The organism is Arthrobacter sp. D1-17 (genome assembly GCF_054130535.1).
The window spans coordinates 484,158-502,628 of sequence record NZ_CP096382.1; the positions used below are offsets into that span (position 1 = coordinate 484,158).

At 66.6% G+C, this 18,471-nt stretch carries 17 protein-coding genes and 1 pseudogene; 6 read left to right on the forward strand and 12 right to left on the reverse strand.

Features of this window, described 5'->3' with window-relative positions; translation table 11 throughout:
- Positions 1 to 61 precede the first annotated feature (61 nt).
- Complete coding sequence (locus M1E01_RS02225; protein ID WP_457973481.1) at positions 62 to 655, reverse strand: DUF5655 domain-containing protein; 594 nt, start codon at positions 653 to 655, stop codon at positions 62 to 64.
- A gap of 79 nt (positions 656 to 734) precedes the next feature.
- Complete coding sequence (locus M1E01_RS02230; protein ID WP_457973482.1) at positions 735 to 1,271, reverse strand: COG4315 family predicted lipoprotein; 537 nt, start codon at positions 1,269 to 1,271, stop codon at positions 735 to 737.
- Between the two features lie 184 nt (positions 1,272 to 1,455).
- Here M1E01_RS02230 and M1E01_RS02235 point away from each other — a divergent pair, with 184 nt between their 5' ends.
- Complete coding sequence (locus M1E01_RS02235) at positions 1,456 to 1,956, forward strand: sigma-70 family RNA polymerase sigma factor (RefSeq protein ID WP_457973483.1); 501 nt, start codon at positions 1,456 to 1,458, stop codon at positions 1,954 to 1,956.
- Positions 1,953 to 2,627, forward strand: coding sequence for an anti-sigma factor family protein (locus M1E01_RS02240; protein WP_457973484.1), 675 nt, complete (start codon positions 1,953 to 1,955; stop codon positions 2,625 to 2,627). The genes M1E01_RS02235 and M1E01_RS02240 overlap by 4 nt, the downstream gene beginning before the upstream one ends.
- 7 nt (positions 2,628 to 2,634) lie before the next feature.
- Here M1E01_RS02240 and M1E01_RS02245 read toward each other — a convergent pair whose 3' ends face one another.
- The 3 genes from M1E01_RS02245 to M1E01_RS02255 form a co-directional block, all read right to left on the reverse strand.
- Complete coding sequence (locus M1E01_RS02245) at positions 2,635 to 3,447, reverse strand: DUF1206 domain-containing protein (protein ID WP_457974837.1); 813 nt, start codon at positions 3,445 to 3,447, stop codon at positions 2,635 to 2,637.
- A 153-nt stretch (positions 3,448 to 3,600) separates the two neighbouring features.
- The gene (trmB, locus tag M1E01_RS02250; RefSeq protein WP_457973485.1) at positions 3,601 to 4,533 is read right to left on the reverse strand and encodes a tRNA (guanosine(46)-N7)-methyltransferase TrmB; all 933 of its coding nucleotides are present in this window, start codon (positions 4,531 to 4,533) and stop codon (positions 3,601 to 3,603) included.
- 92 nt (positions 4,534 to 4,625) lie between these two features.
- Positions 4,626 to 4,826 (reverse strand): hypothetical protein, encoded by a 201-nt coding sequence (locus M1E01_RS02255; protein WP_457973486.1) that lies wholly within the window; start codon positions 4,824 to 4,826, stop codon positions 4,626 to 4,628.
- A 132-nt stretch (positions 4,827 to 4,958) separates the two neighbouring features.
- Here M1E01_RS02255 and M1E01_RS02260 point away from each other — a divergent pair, with 132 nt between their 5' ends.
- Positions 4,959 to 6,185, forward strand: coding sequence for a CynX/NimT family MFS transporter (locus M1E01_RS02260; protein WP_457974838.1), 1,227 nt, complete (start codon positions 4,959 to 4,961; stop codon positions 6,183 to 6,185).
- 336 nt (positions 6,186 to 6,521) lie between these two features.
- Here M1E01_RS02260 and M1E01_RS02265 read toward each other — a convergent pair whose 3' ends face one another.
- From M1E01_RS02265 to M1E01_RS02275, 3 genes are all read right to left on the reverse strand, one after another.
- Positions 6,522 to 7,643: an IS110 family RNA-guided transposase gene (locus tag M1E01_RS02265; RefSeq protein WP_457973336.1), complete on the reverse strand. Its 1,122-nt coding sequence runs from the start codon at positions 7,641 to 7,643 to the stop codon at positions 6,522 to 6,524.
- Positions 7,644 to 8,038: 395 nt separating this feature from the next.
- Positions 8,039 to 9,331 carry an MFS transporter gene (locus tag M1E01_RS02270; RefSeq protein WP_457973487.1) on the reverse strand — a complete coding sequence of 431 codons (1,293 nt, stop codon included), beginning with the start codon at positions 9,329 to 9,331 and terminating at the stop codon, positions 8,039 to 8,041.
- A 26-nt stretch (positions 9,332 to 9,357) separates the two neighbouring features.
- A complete protein-coding gene (locus tag M1E01_RS02275; protein ID WP_457973488.1) occupies positions 9,358 to 10,644 on the reverse strand; it encodes a M20 metallopeptidase family protein in 1,287 nt (428 codons plus the stop codon).
- A gap of 133 nt (positions 10,645 to 10,777) precedes the next feature.
- On the opposite strand from M1E01_RS02275, the gene M1E01_RS02280 reads away from it, so the two are divergent.
- The gene (locus tag M1E01_RS02280; RefSeq protein ID WP_457973489.1) at positions 10,778 to 11,812 is read left to right on the forward strand and encodes an Lrp/AsnC family transcriptional regulator; all 1,035 of its coding nucleotides are present in this window, start codon (positions 10,778 to 10,780) and stop codon (positions 11,810 to 11,812) included.
- A gap of 59 nt (positions 11,813 to 11,871) precedes the next feature.
- Positions 11,872 to 13,233: an MFS transporter gene (locus tag M1E01_RS02285; RefSeq protein ID WP_457973490.1), complete on the forward strand. Its 1,362-nt coding sequence runs from the start codon at positions 11,872 to 11,874 to the stop codon at positions 13,231 to 13,233.
- A gap of 66 nt (positions 13,234 to 13,299) precedes the next feature.
- On the opposite strand, the gene M1E01_RS02290 is transcribed toward M1E01_RS02285, so the two are convergent.
- The 4 genes and pseudogenes from M1E01_RS02290 to M1E01_RS02305 form a co-directional block, all read right to left on the reverse strand.
- A complete protein-coding gene (locus M1E01_RS02290; protein WP_457973491.1) occupies positions 13,300 to 14,139 on the reverse strand; it encodes an SAM-dependent methyltransferase in 840 nt (279 codons plus the stop codon).
- Complete coding sequence (locus M1E01_RS02295) at positions 14,136 to 14,537, reverse strand: DUF1801 domain-containing protein (RefSeq protein WP_457973492.1); 402 nt, start codon at positions 14,535 to 14,537, stop codon at positions 14,136 to 14,138. Before M1E01_RS02295 ends, M1E01_RS02290 begins: the two co-directional genes overlap by 4 nt.
- A gap of 43 nt (positions 14,538 to 14,580) precedes the next feature.
- Positions 14,581 to 15,744, reverse strand: a pseudogene (locus tag M1E01_RS02300) (NAD(P)/FAD-dependent oxidoreductase); the annotation flags it as partial.
- A complete protein-coding gene (locus M1E01_RS02305) occupies positions 15,744 to 16,091 on the reverse strand; it encodes a molybdopterin oxidoreductase (protein ID WP_457973493.1) in 348 nt (115 codons plus the stop codon). The gene M1E01_RS02305 and the pseudogene M1E01_RS02300, both read right to left, overlap by 1 nt.
- 484 nt (positions 16,092 to 16,575) lie before the next feature.
- On the opposite strand from M1E01_RS02305, the gene M1E01_RS02310 reads away from it, so the two are divergent.
- Entirely contained in the window at positions 16,576 to 18,462 is a 1,887-nt protein-coding gene (locus M1E01_RS02310; protein WP_457973494.1) for a DEAD/DEAH box helicase, read from the forward strand.
- Positions 18,463 to 18,471 lie beyond the last annotated feature (9 nt).

An 18,471-nucleotide genomic window follows, 5' to 3' on the forward strand; every position in this document is an offset into this window, starting at 1 on the left:
CCTGCCGGCTCGACGCATCGCAGCGTCGGGTGTGCACGGAACCGTCGAAACGGTCGCAAGGTCAGCTGTTCTGATCCAGCGCTGTTTCCAGCAGATCGAGCAGCTCCTGGTCCACCTGTTCCACGGCGGTGAGCCGGACCTTGCGATCGAAGAAATCACCGCCGCGGACGGTGGCGGCTGCGAGACGCCCCCCAATGGGCTTCTCGATCCGCAGCGTGACGTCTACTGCCGTGTTGTTGGCGCGGGTCACTTGTGCGAACTTGCGCCGGGGACTGTGGAGCGAGACGTATCCCTTTCGCATCTGGATTTCCACTCCCTCGGTGCCTGCGGCCCATGCCAGAAGGGCATCGGCTATGGGCCGCAGGTGCGGGTGGGACGCGTACTGGCCGTCAATAAGTTCGTCCGCGTCCCGCAGCATGAACTCCGGATAACCGAACATCTCCCAGGACACGGCATATTGGGCATACCCGGTGATGCCGTGCTCGTCGCGCATCCAGTCGCGGAGCTCGCCGTCGTTCCTCACACCGGCTCTGCGCCCCTCCTCCGCCCACCAACGCACATCGTGGCCGGACTTCCGAAGCAGCAGGGCCTGATTGCTGTCCACCATGGTCTGCCAGGTCCTGGCAGCCGATTTCAGGTCAGGTGTGTTTGCCATGCTCCGATGGTAGTGCCGGGGATGGTAGCGCCGGCGTCCGAGGGCATGGACGCCGGCACCGCTCGTGGTGACCTACGGGTCACTTGATCATCGTGCCATCCGGGGCAACGAGGTACCAGACGTTCCCTACGCCCTGGCCCGTGGTGTCACCGGGGGCCTTGTCCTTCTCCCACAGGTACACGGGCATACCTTCGATGGTTACCTGCTTCTTGCCGTCAGGAGTGTCGATGGTCCCGACCTTTCCGGTGACGCCCTCAACGGTGGGGGTGTCATTGGTGGTGAAGACCGGCGGCCAGGCAACCAGGCAGTCACCGGTGCAGTTGCTCTTGCCCGAGTCCTTCACGTCCTTTGTGAAGTAGTAGACACTCATGCCTTTGCCGTCCACCACAATTTCGCCCTTGTCCGACGTTGCGGTCTTCAGGTCCACGGTGGCGGTTTCGCCGCCGGTCGCGGTTTCCGTGCCCGTGGCCGTGGGCGACGCGGGGGCAGTGGTTTCGGCGGCGGTTTCCGCCGCGGTGGTCGCTGGGGCAGGCGTGGTGCCCGTACCGCCCCCGCACGCTGTCAGCGACGCGGCAAGGGCCAAAACTGCGATGCCAACGCTCAAGTGCTTGTTCATGTGCTGCTCCTTGGCTCAGGCCGGCATCTGGGAACCGGCGCTATCTGGAATGACGCATGCGGGTGAAGAATGGTTCAAGGATCCGCCCACGGATTTGAATGAACTTTTTGGTCCCCGCAAGCGTCTTACATGCCAGTAACGCCGGCTGCAGGGACCGGATTCGAGTGACTGCCGGGAGGTCATAGTGCCGCTGGACGAGGATGTGGTTGCAACCATCTACCGCGATCACGGGCCGGCCCTGCGCCGGTTCGTGATCAGTGCCTCCCATGATCCGCTGCTCGCCGACGACATTGTCCAGGAAACGGTGTTGCGCGTCTGGCAGCAGGCGCCGACGATCACCGGGAGCCTGCGGAGCTACCTGTTCCGGACGGCCCGGAACATCATGATCGACAACTACCGGAAGTCCCAGCGCAGGCCGCAGGAAACCGAGGAACGCGATCTTGCCGACCCCGCCGAGGCCATGGGAAGAGTCGACGACCTCCTTACCAGGGTGTTGATGGAGGAGGCGCTGCTCCGGCTGAGCCACGAGCACCGGGACGTTCTCGTGGCATTGCACTACCGGCGCTTCACAGTGAATGAGGCCGCGGTCCAGCTCAATATTCCGAGCGGCACAGTTAAATCCAGGGCCTTCTACGCGGTGAAGGCGCTGCGGACAGTTCTTGACGAAATGGGTGTGGAACGGTGAACGGCAAGGAACTCCATGAGTTGCTGGGAGCGTACGTGCTGGGGGGCCTCGACGACGCGGACAAGGCGCGTTTCGAGGACCATCTGCAGCAGTGCGGAATGTGCCGCGACGAACTGGCCGATCTGGAATCACTTCCGGGGCTTCTGGCTGCCGTTCCGGTTCCGGACGCCGTAGCGCTTGCCGTTCCGGCGGCCCGGATGCCCGCCGCCGCTGATATTCCGCCCGCTGTTCCACAACCGGTGCTGGACGAGCTCGCGGCCAGGCGCCGGACTTCCCGACGGCGGCTCACCGCCTTCGTCGGAGTGGTCGCCGCGGCTTGTCTCGCCTTGGGATTCGCGGCCGCGCCGCTGCTGGCGCCGGCCAACAAACCCGACGCAAGCTACTCGGTTGAAGCGGATACCGGCATCGAGGTCACAGTCGGCCTGGTCAAGAAAACCTGGGGTACGGAACTGGCGGTGGACGGCAGGAGCCTGCCGAACAAGGGCAAGCTCTCGCTGTGGGTCAAGGACCGGGAAGGGACAGAAGACCGTGCCTGTGCCTGGATGGCAACCCCCAGCGGCCGGGCAAGGGTCACCAGCGCAACCCCCCTGCCGTTCGCGAGCATCGCCAGCGTCGAGCTGCGGAACGAACAGCAGCAGACGATTGCGGTGATCGCCGTGCCAGGCGGCTGACCAGGAACTACGATTCCATGCGGGCAAGCCGGGCCCGGACCACCATAAACGCGCCGTAACAGATGAGCCCTACGCCCACAGCCCCGAGCACGTAGACGCCAAACGGCTGTTCGCGCAGTGCCCTGAGTCCGCCATCGAGTCCGGTCGACTGTTCCGGGCGAAGCGTGACTGCGGCGATGATGACGAGCAGGCCCGTCACGAACAGGGCAACCCCCTTGGCAACATAGCCAGCGATGCCCAAGCCCTCAACGCCTTTGCGCGCGGCGGGGGATGCGGGCATTCGGAGGTGTTTCTTGAACGCCTTTTGGAGCCCGCGGACCACGTACACGACCCCGGTGACAGCTATCGCCGCTCCGATCACGACCAGCAGCAGGAGGCCGCCGGGTGCCTGCAGGAGGCCCACCGTCATGTCACTCGCCGATTCCCGGCTGTCCTTGTCACTGCCCTGAGCGAACGCGGCGAGTGTAACGGCCATTGCAGAATATGCCACTGCCTGGGCCGCAGCCTTGGTCTTCTTGGCCGTCTTGTCCTTGGCCGGCAGGTGCCGGTAGTCGAAGACGGCATCACTCGCTTGCCACAGGGCCAGCGCCACGCACGCCCCGAAGCTGGACCACAGCAGCAGAGGTCCCGCGGGCTGGCTGGCCAGTTCGGCCACAGCGCCGCTGACATCGGCCCTGCCACCCTTGCCCAGGGCCAGGCCGATGGCGATGGTTCCAACCAGGAAATGCAGCAGGCCGCTCACGGCGAATCCTGCCCTGGCCAGCACTTCCAGTCCCCCCGAGTTAGTGACTTCCTCGGCTTTGTCCGCGGCGCCCTGCAGTTCTCGTTTGATGACCGTTCCTTCGCGCCGGCACTAAGCCCGGGATCTCCGCAGGCTTCCTTCCAGGCCCAATCGTCGCACGTGCAGTGCATGTGCGACAGGCCAGGTTGTGCAGCGCGCCGGCGGAACGCCGATCCAGTGCGCGGGGTGTGGTCAGACCCGGCGGTAGCAGAGGTCGAAGATCATGCGCCCGGCCTCGTGGGCCTTGTTTTCGAAGCTGGTGCGGATCCGCCCTTCGAACCGCGGTGCCCAGCCGCCGGTCTCATCGACGCCTTCGTTTGGCCCGGTGTGCTCGGTGCTGACTGGGGCACGGCCTTCCCGGACAGGCGCCCCACCGACGACCGACTCCACGCCGGTCTGCCAGACGTGGGTGAGCGGACTCTCCGGCCCCCTGCGCTCGCCGTCGTGCATATTGACGAAATCAGCTGAGCCTGCGAGCACGTCCCGCACGTGCACAGCGTAGTTGGACCAGTCGGTTGCGATACGCCAGAGCCCGCCCGGCTTCAGCGCCCGGGCAGCAAGAGTTGCGAACTCAGGCTGAATGAGACGGCGCTTGTGGTGCCTGGACTTGTGCCACGGGTCTGGGAAGAAGATCCACAGTTCACTGACCGACCCCGGCGGGAGCATGGTGGCGAGCACCTCGGGCGCGTTAGCCTCCACGACGCGGACGTTGGTCAGGCCCCTGCTGTTGATCTTGATCATGGTGTTGGCCAAGCCGGGGGTGTATACCTCCACCGCGAGAAAGTCCGTGTCGGGGTTTTCCTCGGCGGCGTGGCAGACGGCGTCGCCGAGTCCGGATCCGACCTCGACGATCAGCGGAGCCTTGCGCCCGAACTCAGCCACGGCATCGAAGGTGTAGTCCGGATGCACAGAGGTGTTGGCGACGTGGCGCGGCACATTCAGGGCCCACCGCTCTGAGTGCTCTTCCCAGGCAGCCTGGCGGCGGCCCTGGAGGCGGGTACCACGGCGGACGAAGCTGACCGGCCTGCCGCCATAGGTCCCGTACGAGGCCTGGCTGCCCGGCGTGACGGGACGGGGCTGGTTCGGATTTGCCGGGGGCTGCGGGGATTCGGGAGATTCACTCATCCCTTCCAGAATACCGGCGGTTTTAAGAGGCATGTCCCCAGGGGAAGCGGGGCGGAAACAGCGAAGCAGCGGAGCCTTGGGGACCGGCCGGCTCAATAGAAAACATCGAAACCGCCGCGCAGCACGGCTGGTAGAGCTATGACGACGGCCTCTACTCCCACCACTATGAGCCCGGCAACACCCGGGCGCCACCCGTTGGTACCGCGTGGCGCCCGTCGTAATGCAGCGAGGCCGAAAATTACGGAGAGCAGTTTGAACAGCAGTGGCAGGCTGAGGAAGACCGGGTTTGCCATCCGTTCCTTACCGTTACCGTGGGCAGGCTTGTGCTTTCCGACTGTAAGAATGGGCGGGTGACCGATGCGAAGAATTCAGCAGCACCCAACCAGCTCCGGCGGGTAGGCCGCGGCGCCGGCGCGAGCACCCTCGTGGACGCCGAGATCGACGAGATCCCCGCCGCCGAACCCACGCAGGTCGGCAGCCCGCGGGCACTGGCCTACCTCGGCCTGTGCCTGGTACTGATCGGCCTCAACCTGCGCACGGTGTTCTCCAGTTTTTCGGCCTTGCTTCCCGAAATAACGTCCAGCACCGGCCTCCCCGGCTGGTCAGTAGTGGTCCTGACCACTGTCCCGGTAACGCTGCTCGGCGTGTTCGCGCCACTGGCTCCGGTCCTGGCGAGACGGTTCGGGGCCGAACGCGTGCTGCTCGGGGCGATGGTGCTCTTGACGGCGGGGCTCCTCCTGCGGCCGGTGGACGTCCCCGCAGCGGGACACCTACCGGCCCTGCTGGCCGGGACAGCCGCATGCGGTGCGGCCATTGCGTTGTGCAACGTGCTGCTGCCTGGGCTGGTGAAGCGGGACTTCCCCCACCGGCTCGGCCTCATGGGCGGCCTTTACACGACTGCTATCTGCGCGTCGGCTGCCCTCGGCGCGGGCTTTACCTACCCGGTTTTCCAAACGAGGGGGGAGTGGACTTCCGCACTGTGGTTCTGGGCGGTGCCGGCCGCCGTCGTCCTTCTTCTTTTCCTGCCCGTTGCCGTCAGGCAGCGGCACGTCAGGCACAACTCCGTGCATGACGGCGTGAACGTCTGGCGCTCGGCCATAGCGTGGCAGGTCACGCTCTTCATGGTGCTGCAGGCCATGATGTCCTTCAGCGTCTTCGCGTGGCTCGCGCCGATCCTTCGTGAACGCGGCATCGACGGCGGAACGGCGGGGCTGATGGTGTCCGTCTCAATCGTGCTGCAGATGCTGGGCTCCCTGTTCGCCCCGGCGTTGGCGGCCAAATTCCGGGACCAGCGGGCCATCAATACAGTGGTGGCGCTGATGACGGGCGGCGGCTTCGCGCTCAGCATCTTCGGCCCCCAGGAGCTGATCTGGGTGTGGACCGGCATCCTGGGGCTGGGCCAGGGGAGCCTGACGGCAGTGGCCCTGACAATGATCATGCTGCGGACCCGGGACGGTCACACGGCAGCCCACCTCTCCGGCATGATGCAGGGGGTGGGTTACGGGGTGGGGTCCACGGGGACCCTGATGGTGGGTCACCTCTACCAGTCCACCGGCTCCTTCGCTTCCGCGGGGGTGCTGTTCCTGGCTGTCGGCCTGCTGGCTGCCGTCTTCGGTTTCCGTGCAGGGCGCAGCCGCTTCATCGGCGGCTGATGGTCTTGGCCGCTGCCCACCTGATATGTAGGTCTCGTTTGTCAAGGGCATGAGGAAGCGGTCCGCGGGCTGGGTTGCCTGGGACCGCTTCCTTTTTGTGGCCCCGGGAAGAGGCGTTGGTGTGTGGCCAGCGTGTCGTTGGCGACTGCGCGGTCAGACTGATATGCGCGGGTTGGTTACCGCAGGACGAAGTGTTCGGCTGGAGGTTACCGCTGGTCTAGCAATGACGGGCGTGGCCGGGTTCTGGTTGCCCATAGGTGTATCGCGGGTTTACTCCACGCGCTGCAGGGAACCACTTCCAACTGGGTTTCCCCGGGGGTTTTGTGTTGTTTCTGATCAGTGCACGGTAGCTATCGATTTTGGGGAGCTGGTTGCCGGATGTGTGCCGGTGGCCAGGGACCAGCACCAGCCGGAGAGCTCACGGGCGATGGCGACATTGGCGATGACCGGACGCTTGCGGCGTTCGAGGTAGCCGATCCAGCGTTCGTGCAGGCGCCGGTTCCCGGCATGACCCCGGGTTCTGGCCTCTGAAGTGGCTTCTTCCCAGCGGGACCGCATCAGCCGGGACGGGTTGTTGTAGGGTCTGCGGTGGTGCCATGCGGCCTCGACCAGCAGCCGGCGGGCGTGGCTGTTGCCGGTTTTTGTGATGGAGCCCAGGGACCGGGATGCCCCCGAGGAATGCTCTGTCGGGACCAGGCCCAGGTAAGCGCCGATTGTGGAGCCGGTGAACCGCTCCCAGTCGCCGATCTCCACGGCCAGGCCGAAAGCGGTCAGCGTCGAGATGCCGCGCAGGCACTGCAGTGCCCGGACCACGGGGGTGTATTCACTGCTGTATGCCATCGCGGTGATCGCTTGGTCGAGGCGGTCACGGCGGTCCGAGATCTCATGCATCGCCTCTAGAGAGGACTCGTAGGTCAGCTGCCGGGCCGGAGCGTCGAAACGCTGGCGGGCCAGCCAGAGTTCATGGGTGCCGGTCCAGGCCTGCCCGCCCGAATACACGATGCCTTGGCGTAAGAGGAGTTTGGAGATCCGGTGCCGGGAACGCATGAGGTCTCCCCGGACGTCTTCGCGTGAGCGGACCAGATCCCGCGCCGCTTCCTGGTCTTCTGAAGGCACCCGGATACCGGCGACCTCACCCAGCTTTAGTAACCGGGCCAGATGCAGCGCATCCTTCGCATCGGTCTTTACCCGGTCCCCAGACGGGCGCTGGAGCTTGGACGGCGCTGCGACGACCGTGTCGATCCGGGCGGCGAGCAGGAACCTGGCAAGGCCGAAACCCGTTGGTCCCGCCTCGTAAACGACTCGCACCGGCGATGGCAGGGAGAGGATCCAGGCAAGAATCTCGCCATGATCCGGAGTCATCCGGTGGAGGATGATCTCACCGGTCTGCGCGTCCAATGCGCATGCGACAACGGTGCGGGCATGGACATCCAAGCCGACGCTTGTACGCTCGAACATAGCTGGAACCTCCAAATTTCAAATGTGGCTCTACCTGTCCGCCAAGTGTGGCAGGCAACCCACGCCTTGCTTTGAAAAGGAGGTTCCAGCCCCCTGAACCACACTTCCTGGTCCTTCTGACAGAGGCCATCAGCGCCGGAGATAGGATCCGGAGCGCCCCCCTGTCCCAGCAGATCACAAGCCCCACAAAGCTGGGGCGCTGCGGATCCGCTCCGGCGACAATGGCCTTCAGAAGGATCAGGCGCCCGGATGCCCGGCCTCCTCGTACCTCATATCGTCTAGCGGCTGCCTAATCTCCCCACCTTTGAAGGGCGAATCCGGCGTGTCCCGGCCGGCCGCCGGTGATCGCCGGCGTCGTGCGCTCAAAGGTGGGGAGAATCGGTGCGCTGAACAATCTAGTGCGTCAGGTCCTTGCCCTTGGTTTCGGGGATGGTAAAGACGAACGCGATGCTGATGACCAGCAGGACCACCGCGTAGACGTTGAACAGGTTGGCCTGTCCAATGGAGCCCAACCATGACTGAAGGTACGGTGCCGTGCCTCCGAAGGCTGCGACGCAGATGGAGTACGGGATCCCGACACCCACCGTACGGATCTTGGTGGGGAACAGCTCAGCGTAAACGGCCGGGACGATCGCTGCGCTGCCCGCGATGAAGAACAGCATGACGGACATGGTGACCGCGAGCTGCCAGGGGGAATCCTTCAGCAGCCAGGTCATGGGGAAGTGGAACAGCGCGGCGCCGGCAGCGCTCATGATCATGACCGGCTTGCGGCCGATACGGTCGGACAGCTTGCCCCAGAACGGCAGGGCGGCGATGAACAGGACATTGGCAATCACGCTGGCCCAGAGGGCTTCTCCGCGGTCCATTTTCAATACTGATGCGGCGTAGCTGGGCGTCACGACGCCCCAGATGTAGTAGGACACGGTCAGGCCGACGGTCAGGCCGATGACCTGCAGGGCCTGCTTGCGGTGCCGGTAAATTTGCGGCCACATCGGCTCGTGCTTTTCCTTGGGGGATTCTGCCTCAAACGCCGCCGTCTCCTTCATGCGGGCCCGCATGATCAGGGCGTAGAGTCCCATGACGCCACCAATCACGAAGGGCACCCGCCAGCCCCAGGTGTTCATGTCGGTCTTGCTCAGGACGTTGGACAGGGTGGCGCCGAGCATGGTCCCGGCCAGAATGCCGACCGTGCCGGAGGTGTAGATCAGTGTTGCCCAGAACCCGCGCTTTTCCTTGGGGGCCATTTCGGACAAGTAGGTCTGCGAGGACGGCAACTCACCACCGTGGGCAAGGCCTTGGATGAGGCGGGCCACCAGCAGCAGGACCGAGGCGAAGGCTCCGACAGCTTCGAAGGTGGGGGCAATGCCGATCAGCAGGCTCCCCAGCGCGGCGAGCCCCACCGCGAACGTCATGGACGTCTTGCGGCCCACCCGGTCACCGATCCAGCCGAACACGAAGCCGCCGAACGGACGGGCGACAAAACCGACGGCGAAGATGGCCAGCGTAGCGAGGAAGGCCGACGTCGGATCTTCCTTGCTGAAGAGCGCGCTCGCGATGAAGGGCGAGAACGTGGCGTAGATGGCCCAGTCGTACCATTCAACGGCGTTGCCGATGCCGGTCCCGACGAGGGTCCGCACATGGGACTTATGAACGTGGACGTCCGTTGCGACGCCTGCAGCTGCGGTCATGGTGTTCTCCAGAGTTAGTGGGAAGGTCAGTTGGCGGAGGCCGCGTCGAGCGCAGCGAGCCGTGAAACGGCGAGTTCCGTGTACAGTGCGGCGCCGTCCGCCAGCACGCCGTCGTCAAACGTTGCATAGGGGGAGTGGTTGAACGGGGAGAGCGCCGGGTCCTTGCCCGGAGGCACGGCGCTCAGCCCAACGAAGGTGCCCGGCACTTCGGCGAGTACCCGGGAGAAGTCCTCGGAACCGCTGAGCGGGGTGGCCCAGCGTGAGAGCCGGGAGTCGCCGAACAACCCGGAGATGACCTTCTCGGCGGTGTGCGTTTCGTCCTCGTCCGTGACTGTGAGGGGGTATTCCTGCTGGTAGTCGACATCGACCTCGAGGCCGTGGGCAGCTGCGATGCCCTTGAGCAGCCGGGGCACGGAGTCCATCATCTTCTGCCGGGATTCTTCCGAGAAGGTCCGGATGGTGGCCTCGATCCGGGCCGTTTCCGGAATGACGTTGCGCTTGGTGCCGGCATGAAGGACGCCCACGGAGAGGACCACGGGGTCGAACATGTTGAACTGCCGGGTGACCATGACCTGCAGTGCCGTCACCATTTCCGCGGCGGCAGTCACCGGATCCTTGGCTGAGTGCGGTGCAGAACCGTGGCCGCCGGCCCCGAGCACTGTGACGACGAGCCCGTCCGAGGCGCTCAGCATGACGCCGGGCTTGGTGCAAAACATCCCATGGGGCTCGAGGGAGGAGAACACGTGCATGCCGTAGGCGGCATCAACCCGGCGGCCCGGAGCATCAAGGACGCCTTCCCGGATCATGTAGCTTGCGCCGTCGAAGCCTTCCTCGCCCGGCTGGAACATCAGCACGACGTCGCCGGGGAGCTGGTGCTGCCGTTCGGCGAGCAGGGTGGCGGCGCCGGCCAGCATCGCGGTGTGCAGGTCGTGGCCGCAGGCATGCATGGCGCCGTCGATCCGGGAGGTGTAATCGACTCCGGTCTTCTCCTGCACGGGCAGCCCGTCCATGTCTGCCCGGAGGAGGACAGCAGGGCGGCCTGATATGGCAGCGGTGCTGCCTGCAGCCGATCCGGCAACGGTGCTGCCTGCAGCCGACCCGGCAGCCCTCCCTGCCGCGCCGCCGCGGAGAATTGCTGTGACTGACGTCGTGTCCTTGCCCAGGGTGATTTCGTAGGGGAGCCCGTCCAGCGCCTTGAGGACTTTTTCCTGCGTCCGCGGCAGCTGCAGGCCGATTTCCGGTTCCCGATGCAGGTCGTGGCGGAACCGGGCGAGGTCGCCCTGCATTTCCTTGGCGTCTGCGGCGATGGGCACATGAACTCCTTTGATTCCGGATGCTTACTCTGTGGTCTATTCTGTGGTGACCTGCTTCACAGTGCTCCAAAGTGCTGAAAAAATGCAGGAAGAGAAGCTTTTTGCAGGATTCATGCATTAGGAGAGGAACGCAATGGAACTCAGCGAGGAGGACCTTGCCCTCATCAATGCACTTCAGATCGCCCCGCGGCTCAGCTGGTCCGATGCCGCAGACGTCCTTGGCGTCCACGCCACCACCCTGGCAGGCCGCTGGGAGAAGCTGCGGGCGGCCGGGGCTTCCTGGACCACTGCGCACCTGATCGGTGACCCCAAGCAGATGTGCCTCGCCTTCGTGGCCGTGGACTGTGAAATGAACCGGCGCGAGCAGGTCACCGCCAGCCTGGCCGCGGTACCGGAGATCGTGACCGTGGAGGAAGCCGCCAGCAACCGGGACCTCATGCTCACTGTCATCACCCGGTCGTTAGAGGACTTCAGCACTAAGGTCGTGTCCCGGCTGAAAGAAACCGAGGGCCTGGTGAAGTACCAGACGGCGCTGTGCACCCGGCTGCACATGGGCGCCGACGCCTGGCGGCTCAACGTGCTGAGCCGGGCCCAGCAGGCGGCCCTGCAGGGCGCGGCGCGGCCGGCGTCGCTGGAGCCGGACCGCGGTGGCGCCGCCCAGGAAACGCTGCCGGCCAGCCATCTGGACCTGCTGCCGTATCTGGCAAGAGACGGCCGCGCAACGGCTGCCGATATTGCCCGGGGCCTGGGCCGCAACCCGGCCACAGTCCAGCGCCAGCTGAACCGGGTGCTGGCCAGCGGCATCCTGTCCCTGCGGTGCGAGGTGGCGCAGCGGTATTCGTCGTTCCCGGTCACCTGCCAGTGGTTCGTCAACGTCCCCGCCGGGCAGCACGAAGCCGCCGCGGCCAGCCTGCGGTCCATCCGGAACGTGCGGCTCAGCGCATCGACCACGGGTCCAACCAACTTTGTGATCATCATGTGGCTGCAGTCCCTGGCCTCCGTTATGGATGCCGAACTTGCCCTGCAGCAGAAGGTCCCAGGCATCGAGCTGGTGGAAAGCGTCGTCATGCTGTCTACAGTGAAGCGGGTGGGCTGGATGCTGAACAAGGACTCCACGGCGAGCGGCGCCGTCGTCGTTGATGCCCGGGGGCTGAAGCTCCCGGGGTAGGAGGAACAGGCGTCCTGTGGCAAGCTACCCGGTACCAACCGACTACCGATCAGGCTGCCGTGCACGAATCCGCTCCGCCGCTCTCCGCCGCCCCCGCCGCAGGGATCCTTCAGCGCCCCTACCTCCTGGTGACCGTGGGGTCCTGCGCACTCGTGTTCCTGGCTGCCTTCGAGTCGCTGGCGGTCACCACTGTCATGCCGCTGGTGAGCAGGGAACTCGACGGGGCCAGCCTGTACGCCCTCGCGTTCGCCGGACCGCTGGCCACGGGGGTCATCGGCATGGTCGGCGCCGGCAACTGGTCGGACCGCCGAGGCCCCCTCGCGCCGCTCTACGTGTCCGTGGTCGTGTTCGTGCTCGGCCTGCTGATTGCCGGAACCTCCAGCGCCATGGAGGTGCTGGTAGCCGGCCGGCTTGTGCAGGGCCTTGGCGGCGGGGCGATGACCGTCGCCCTCTATGTTGTGGTGGCCCGCGCGTATCCCGCCGGACTGCATCCCAAGATCTTCGCGGCGTTTTCCGCAGCATGGGTCATCCCCTCCCTGGTGGGGCCGTTTGCCGCCGGCCTCGTGGCCCAGGCGGTCGGTTGGCAGTGGGTGTTCCTGGGCGTGGTGGGCCTCGTCCTTCCCGCCCTGGCCATGCTGGTTCCCTCGCTGCGGGGCGTCCGCTCCGGCGCCGCGGACCTGCCGGCGCCGTGGGCTTTCAGGCGGCTGGCCTGGGCTGCGCTCGCGGCCCTCGCCGTCCTGGCCCTGAACCTGTCCGCCCGGATCCCGGCCGTGGGCACCCTCCTCGCGGGCGCCGCCGTCGTGGTCGCGCTGCTGGCCGTCAGGCCGCTCGTGCCGCCCGGCACCCTGCTTGCACGCCGCGGCCTGCCAACTGTGATCCTGACCCGTGGACTGGCATCGGCCGGGTTTTTCGGCGCCGAGGTCTACCTGCCCTACCTGCTTATAGAGCGCTATGCCTTCTCGCCGACATTCGCGGGCCTGACCCTGACCGCAGGAGCCCTTTCGTGGGCTGCCGCGTCCGCCGCCCAAGGGCGGCTTGGCACGCGGCTCACCAGTCCGGCTGCCGTGCGGATGGGATCCTTGCTCGTGCTCTCCGCGATTCTGCTCGCGCTGATGACCACCGCGTTCGGCTGGCCCGCCGCCGTCGCGATTGCCGGCTGGGTCCTCGCGGGCGGGGGCATGGGCCTAATGTATCCGCGGCTGAGCGTCATGATGCTCGCGCTCTCCACGCCGGACACCGAGGGGTTCAACAGTTCGGCCGTGTCCATTGCGGACTCACTCGGCGGAGCCCTCGCGCTTGCCGCCACTGGCATCGTGTTTACCGCTTTTACGACGACGGCGGCCTCATTCGCCGGCGTCTTCGCCCTGACGGCGGTGATCGCCGCAGCCGCGGGCGCCACAGCACCCCGCGTCGGGACTTAGTACCGGACAAGGCGACAGCCGCTGGCCGAGTCAGTTCAGGCGTGGGCGGCTGCCCGCCCTCGCCCGCTACAGCGGGGTGTCCTGATCGGGGGAGCCGCGGCGGACGGCGCGGACGACGGCGTCCACCAGAATGGCCACCTGCCCGTCCGGGCCAGTGGCTTCCCGCTCCCGGCTTTCCGCCACTTCCACCGTCCACTCCGGCGGTGTGAGGCCCAGTTCATCCACGAGCTGCCTGGGCGTGTAGTACTTCGCGGCGCCGCCGTGACCGGTGTTGTGATCCGCGTTGTGATTCGCCGGGCCGCTGGACTGGCCGTGGCCCGACTGGCCGCTGGGCCGGGTGTGGCCCGCCTGGCTGTGACCCGACCAGGGCGGGAGCCCGTCCGGATGGTGCCCCACCACGAGGAGTATCCCGCCCGGGCCCACGGCATCCGCCGCAATCCGATGCGACAGCTGCCAGGGCATTTCCGTGGAGTGGAGAAACTGCGCGGAGACCAGATCATAGCCCGTGTCGGGCTGCCACGTTTCCAGGTCGCGCTGCAGCCACGTGACGCGATGGCCGGCCTCTGATTCCGCGGCGTGCCCGGCCGCGCGTTCAAGCGCGACGGCGGAGACGTCGACGGCGGTCACCGTCCAGCCGTGCTCTGCCAGCCAGAGCGCGTCGGCACCCTCGCCGCAGCCCAGGTCCAGTGCCGTTCCCGGCGCAAGGCCAGCGGCTTCGGCAACAAGTTGCGGGTTGGGCCTGCCGCTCCAAACGCGCGGGCGGCTGCGGTACATGTCGTCCCAAAGCCGGGCGGCGCCGTCGTCTGCCGGTACGGCGCGGCTGTCTGGGTGACGGTCTCCGGGTGTACCACCCCCGGGGCGGCTGCCTCCGGGGTGGCTGCCGGAAGACGGCTGGTGATTGCTCAATGGTCTGCGCCTTTCTGGATCCTGCGCCAGCCTCCGGCGCGGTTGGTGGCGATGATCGATCTGAACATGTCGGTCAGCGCCGGTCCGTTGATCTCCTGACCCTCATAAAAGGCAACGGTCCGGCCGGTCTTGTTCCCGTGCCCGCCGGTGATGAGGTGTTGAGGATCGGGGGTCAGCCCGCCGTCGTACAGGAAGACGTTGACGTGGTCCTTGGCAGCCAGCACCGCACAGACGTTGCCGTGGAGTTCGAAATACGGCTGACGGGTCCGCTTGATTGTCTCGGTCACCTCGGGGTCGGCGGCGTGGACAAGTTCGCGGACCTGCCGGCACACGGCCTGCTGCCACTCGGGGAGGGCATCAATGTAGGCATCAACGCGCGGATCGGCGGCGTAATCCATGGGACTACCCTGCCACAGCTTCCCCCGGCCCAACTAGCTCTCACTCCCTGATCACGACCGATGTGAGAACTCCCCGGCCCGGTTCAGAAAACAGGACATGGTCGTCGGTGTCGCGTTCGGCGGCCTACAGCCCCATGGACGGGACGTCGATGCCGGCCACCGTGAGTTTGGTGGCAGTCCGGGTGCCCAGGTAAGCGGCCTTGGGGTTGGCGCCGGTCACGTGGTCCGCGAGCACGGCGGCTTGCTCCCACAGGGGTGCCACCAGGCCGTAGACCTCGCCGCGGTGCTGCACGCACTCGCCGACAGCGTAAATCTCGTCCTCATCCGGAACACGCATCGAATCGTCCACGATGATGGCCCGCTCCACCGGCAGACCGCTGGTGACCGCCACCTCCACGTTAGGGCGGATGCCGGCGGCGACCACCACGATGTCGCACTCGATGTCCCGGTGGCTGTCCCCGTCCCGAAGCCGGACGCCGCGCACCTTGTCCTTGCCCAGGACCGCTGTGGTGCGGCTGCCCGTGTGAACCCGGACTCCAAGCGCTTCCACACTGCGACGGAGGACAGCACCGCCGTCGGGCCCCAGGCGTGTGTTCATCAGGTGCCCGCCGGAGTGCACCACGTCGACGCCGATGCCATGGCTCTGCAGCCCCCGCGCCGCTTCCAGCCCCAGCAGTCCGCCGCCGATGACGACAGCGCTGTGATGGTGGTCCTGCTGCGCGTGCGCGGCCATGCGGCATGTGTCGTCGATGGTGCGGAAGGCGAAGATCCCGGGCAGCAGCCGGCCGCCAGGAGTGTACATGCCGTCCATCTGAGGCAGATGGGGCCGGCTGCCGGTGGCGATCACCAGGACGTCGTACGGCGTTGCCCGGCGGTCGTCGGAAAAGACCAGCTTGGCGAACCGGTCAATCCTTTCGACGCGGACCCCGGCGTGGAGGGTGATGCCGTTGTCCTGGTACCAGGCGATGGAGTTGAGGAAGATGTTGCCGGTGTCCTCCTGGCCGGAGAGAACATCGCTGAGCATGATCCGGTTGTAGTTGCCGTAAGGCTCGTCGCCGAACATCGTGATCCTGAACTGAACTCCGCCGCCGCGGGCCAGGATTTCCTCGACGGCGCGTGCTCCAGCCATGCCGTTGCCGATCACGACGAGCCGGCGGTGCACATCGACGCTCTTGGTCCGGGAAGCCCGGTTCACCACGGTTGTCATCAGTGCTCCACCATGCCGAGGTCCACCACGACGGAGCCACTCACGCCTGCCTCCGCCAGCAGCCTGAGTTCGATCAGGGAGCCGCCCTCGATGTCCTCCACCACGCGGAGCGGAACGTGGATGTTCCCCTTTGCTCCGATGGGGAAGTAGCGCATGGGGATCCCGTCACGCATCAGCACCACGGTGATCAGCTCGGTCGAAGAGTTTCCGCCGCGGAAATACAACGTCTGGTTGATCACGCCATCGGGCACATAGCGGGAGAGCTGGCTGTGGATGGGGAGCGGCTTTTCCAGCCCGGCTCCGTGGAAGGGGAAGATGCCCTGGAGGAAAAGGTTCTTCAAGATCACGTGCAGATCCTTTCGGCGGGGACTTGCCGGCAGGGTGGCTGCCTGCCGGGCATAGGCCCATCCTGCCTGCCGGTTGTTTCCGGCCTCCGCCCGCAACGTAATTTCCGTTTAACGCCTTCCTCACGGCCTCCGCTGGGAAGTTCTCAGGATGGGCCCGTGGCAGTCGAGAGGCAGCCGTGACGGGAAGGCGGGCTGCGGATGCTAAACTGGTGGAACTTGATGTGCAGTGATGCCCACCCTGGTTTTGACGGACATAGTCTTGATTACAGGTTCCGGTCCATCAACCGGAGCCCCCGCAGGATTCGTCCGTGCAGGGAGTGGGCTTTTTTCATGTGAGAGGCACATCCTGCGTCGATGAACGCTATTGGTCCCAGCCGTGAACACGGCCGGTCGATCACCTGACTTTTCCTCGGCGACCCCCTGCGCCAACCGGCTCGGGGGCCGATATCCACGTGGATACCGCCCGAAAGACACTGATATACACATGACTACTTTTGCTGCCCTCGGCACGCCCAAGGCCCTCGCCGACACCCTGACAGCACAGGGGATCGAGACCCCGTTCCCCATCCAGGTCAAGACCCTCCCCGACACCCTGGCAGGACGCGACGTCCTGGGCCGCGGCCGTACCGGTTCCGGCAAGACCATCGCCTTCGCGATCCCGCTGGTAGCGCGTCTCGCTGAGCGCGAAGCCGCGTACTTCCGCAAGCCGGGCCGCCCAATGGGCCTGGTCCTCGCACCCACCCGCGAACTGGCCACCCAGATCAACGCCACGATCGAACCGCTGGCCAAGGCTGCCGGCCTGACCACTACCGTCATCTACGGTGGCATCTCCCAGGCACGCCAGGAGAAGGCACTGCGCGCCGGCGTCGACATCGTCATCGCCTGTCCGGGCCGCCTGGAGGACCTGATCCGCCAGCGCATCCTGACCCTCGAAGCCGTGGAGATCACCGTCCTGGACGAGGCCGACCACATGGCGGACCTCGGCTTCCTGCCCGTGGTCAAGAAGCTCATGGACATGACCCCGAGCCAGGGCCAGCGGCTGCTGTTCTCGGCCACCCTGGACAACGGCGTGGACAAGATCGTCCAGCGCTACCTGTCTAACCCGCTAACGCACTCCGTCGATGACCCGCAGGCCGCGGTGACCACCATGGAACACCACGTGCTGGTGGTCAACGACCAGACCGTCAAGAAGCAGCTGATCGTCGAGCTCGCCTCGGGTGCCGGCCGCCGCGTGCTCTTCATGCGCACCAAGCACCACGCCCGAAAGCTGGCCAAGATCCTGACCGACGCCGGGATTCCCGCCGTCGACCTGCACGGCAACCTCTCGCAGAACGCCCGCGACCGCAACCTGGCAGAGTTCTCCTCCGGTGACGTCCGCGTCCTGGTGGCCACCGACGTCGCCGCCCGCGGCGTCCACGTGGACGACGTCGAACTGGTTATCCACGTCGACCCGCCCACAGAGCACAAGGCGTACCTGCACCGCTCCGGCCGTACCGCACGCGCCGGTTCGGACGGTACCGTGGTCACGCTGACCCTGCCCGAGCAGCAGACCGACGTCAAGAAGCTCATGAAGGCCGCCGGCGTCGAGGTCAGTTTCGAGCGGGTCACTGCCAACTCGCCGATCGTGGCCGAACTGGTGGGCGAAATCGCTGACAAGGTTGATCCCAGGACCCGCGCTGCGCTGTTGGCGGCCAAGGGTCCCCAGCAGGGCGGCGGCTCCTCCACGGGTGCCAACGCCGAGCGCAAGCGCGCACGTCGCCAGGCCTCTCCCACCGCGGGCGGCCGCGGCGGGCGTGGTGGCCGAGGCCGGGTATCGGCCGAGGCGCCCCGCACGGACGCTCCCCGCGCCGAGCGCCGGGCCGCAGCCTTCGAAGGCCGCACGGAGGCCCGTGCGTCATTCGACCGCGTCGCTGAGCAGAACGAGGACCGCGCCATTGCGGCAGCTGCGGCCCGCCGCAATGCCCGTGGGCGCGGCGCCGCTGCCAGCACCCACCGCAACGACGTCCCCGCGGCAGGCGGCCGCACATCGGCCGGCCGCGGTTCGGACGGACGCGCGGCGGAGGGCCGTACTGACTCCCGCATCACCCGCAGCGGGGCTCCCCGCGGCGGCACCGGCCGTCCCGCAGCCACGGGCCGTCCCGCCGCCGGCGGCGGCCAGCGCAGCGGTCGTCCGGCGACAGGGCAGCGCGCAGCGGCAGGCACCAAGGCCGGCGGCAACGCTCCGGTCTGGTCCTCCAGCACCGGTGGCAACTCCGGCGGATCCTACGGTTCGGGCTCCAACGGTGCAGGCCATGGCGGCTCCGGTCGCCCCGCCCGCAGCGGCCCCCGCCGCGCGTCCGCTCCGGCCTCGAACGAACGCCGCGGCCGCTAACTAGCTGCC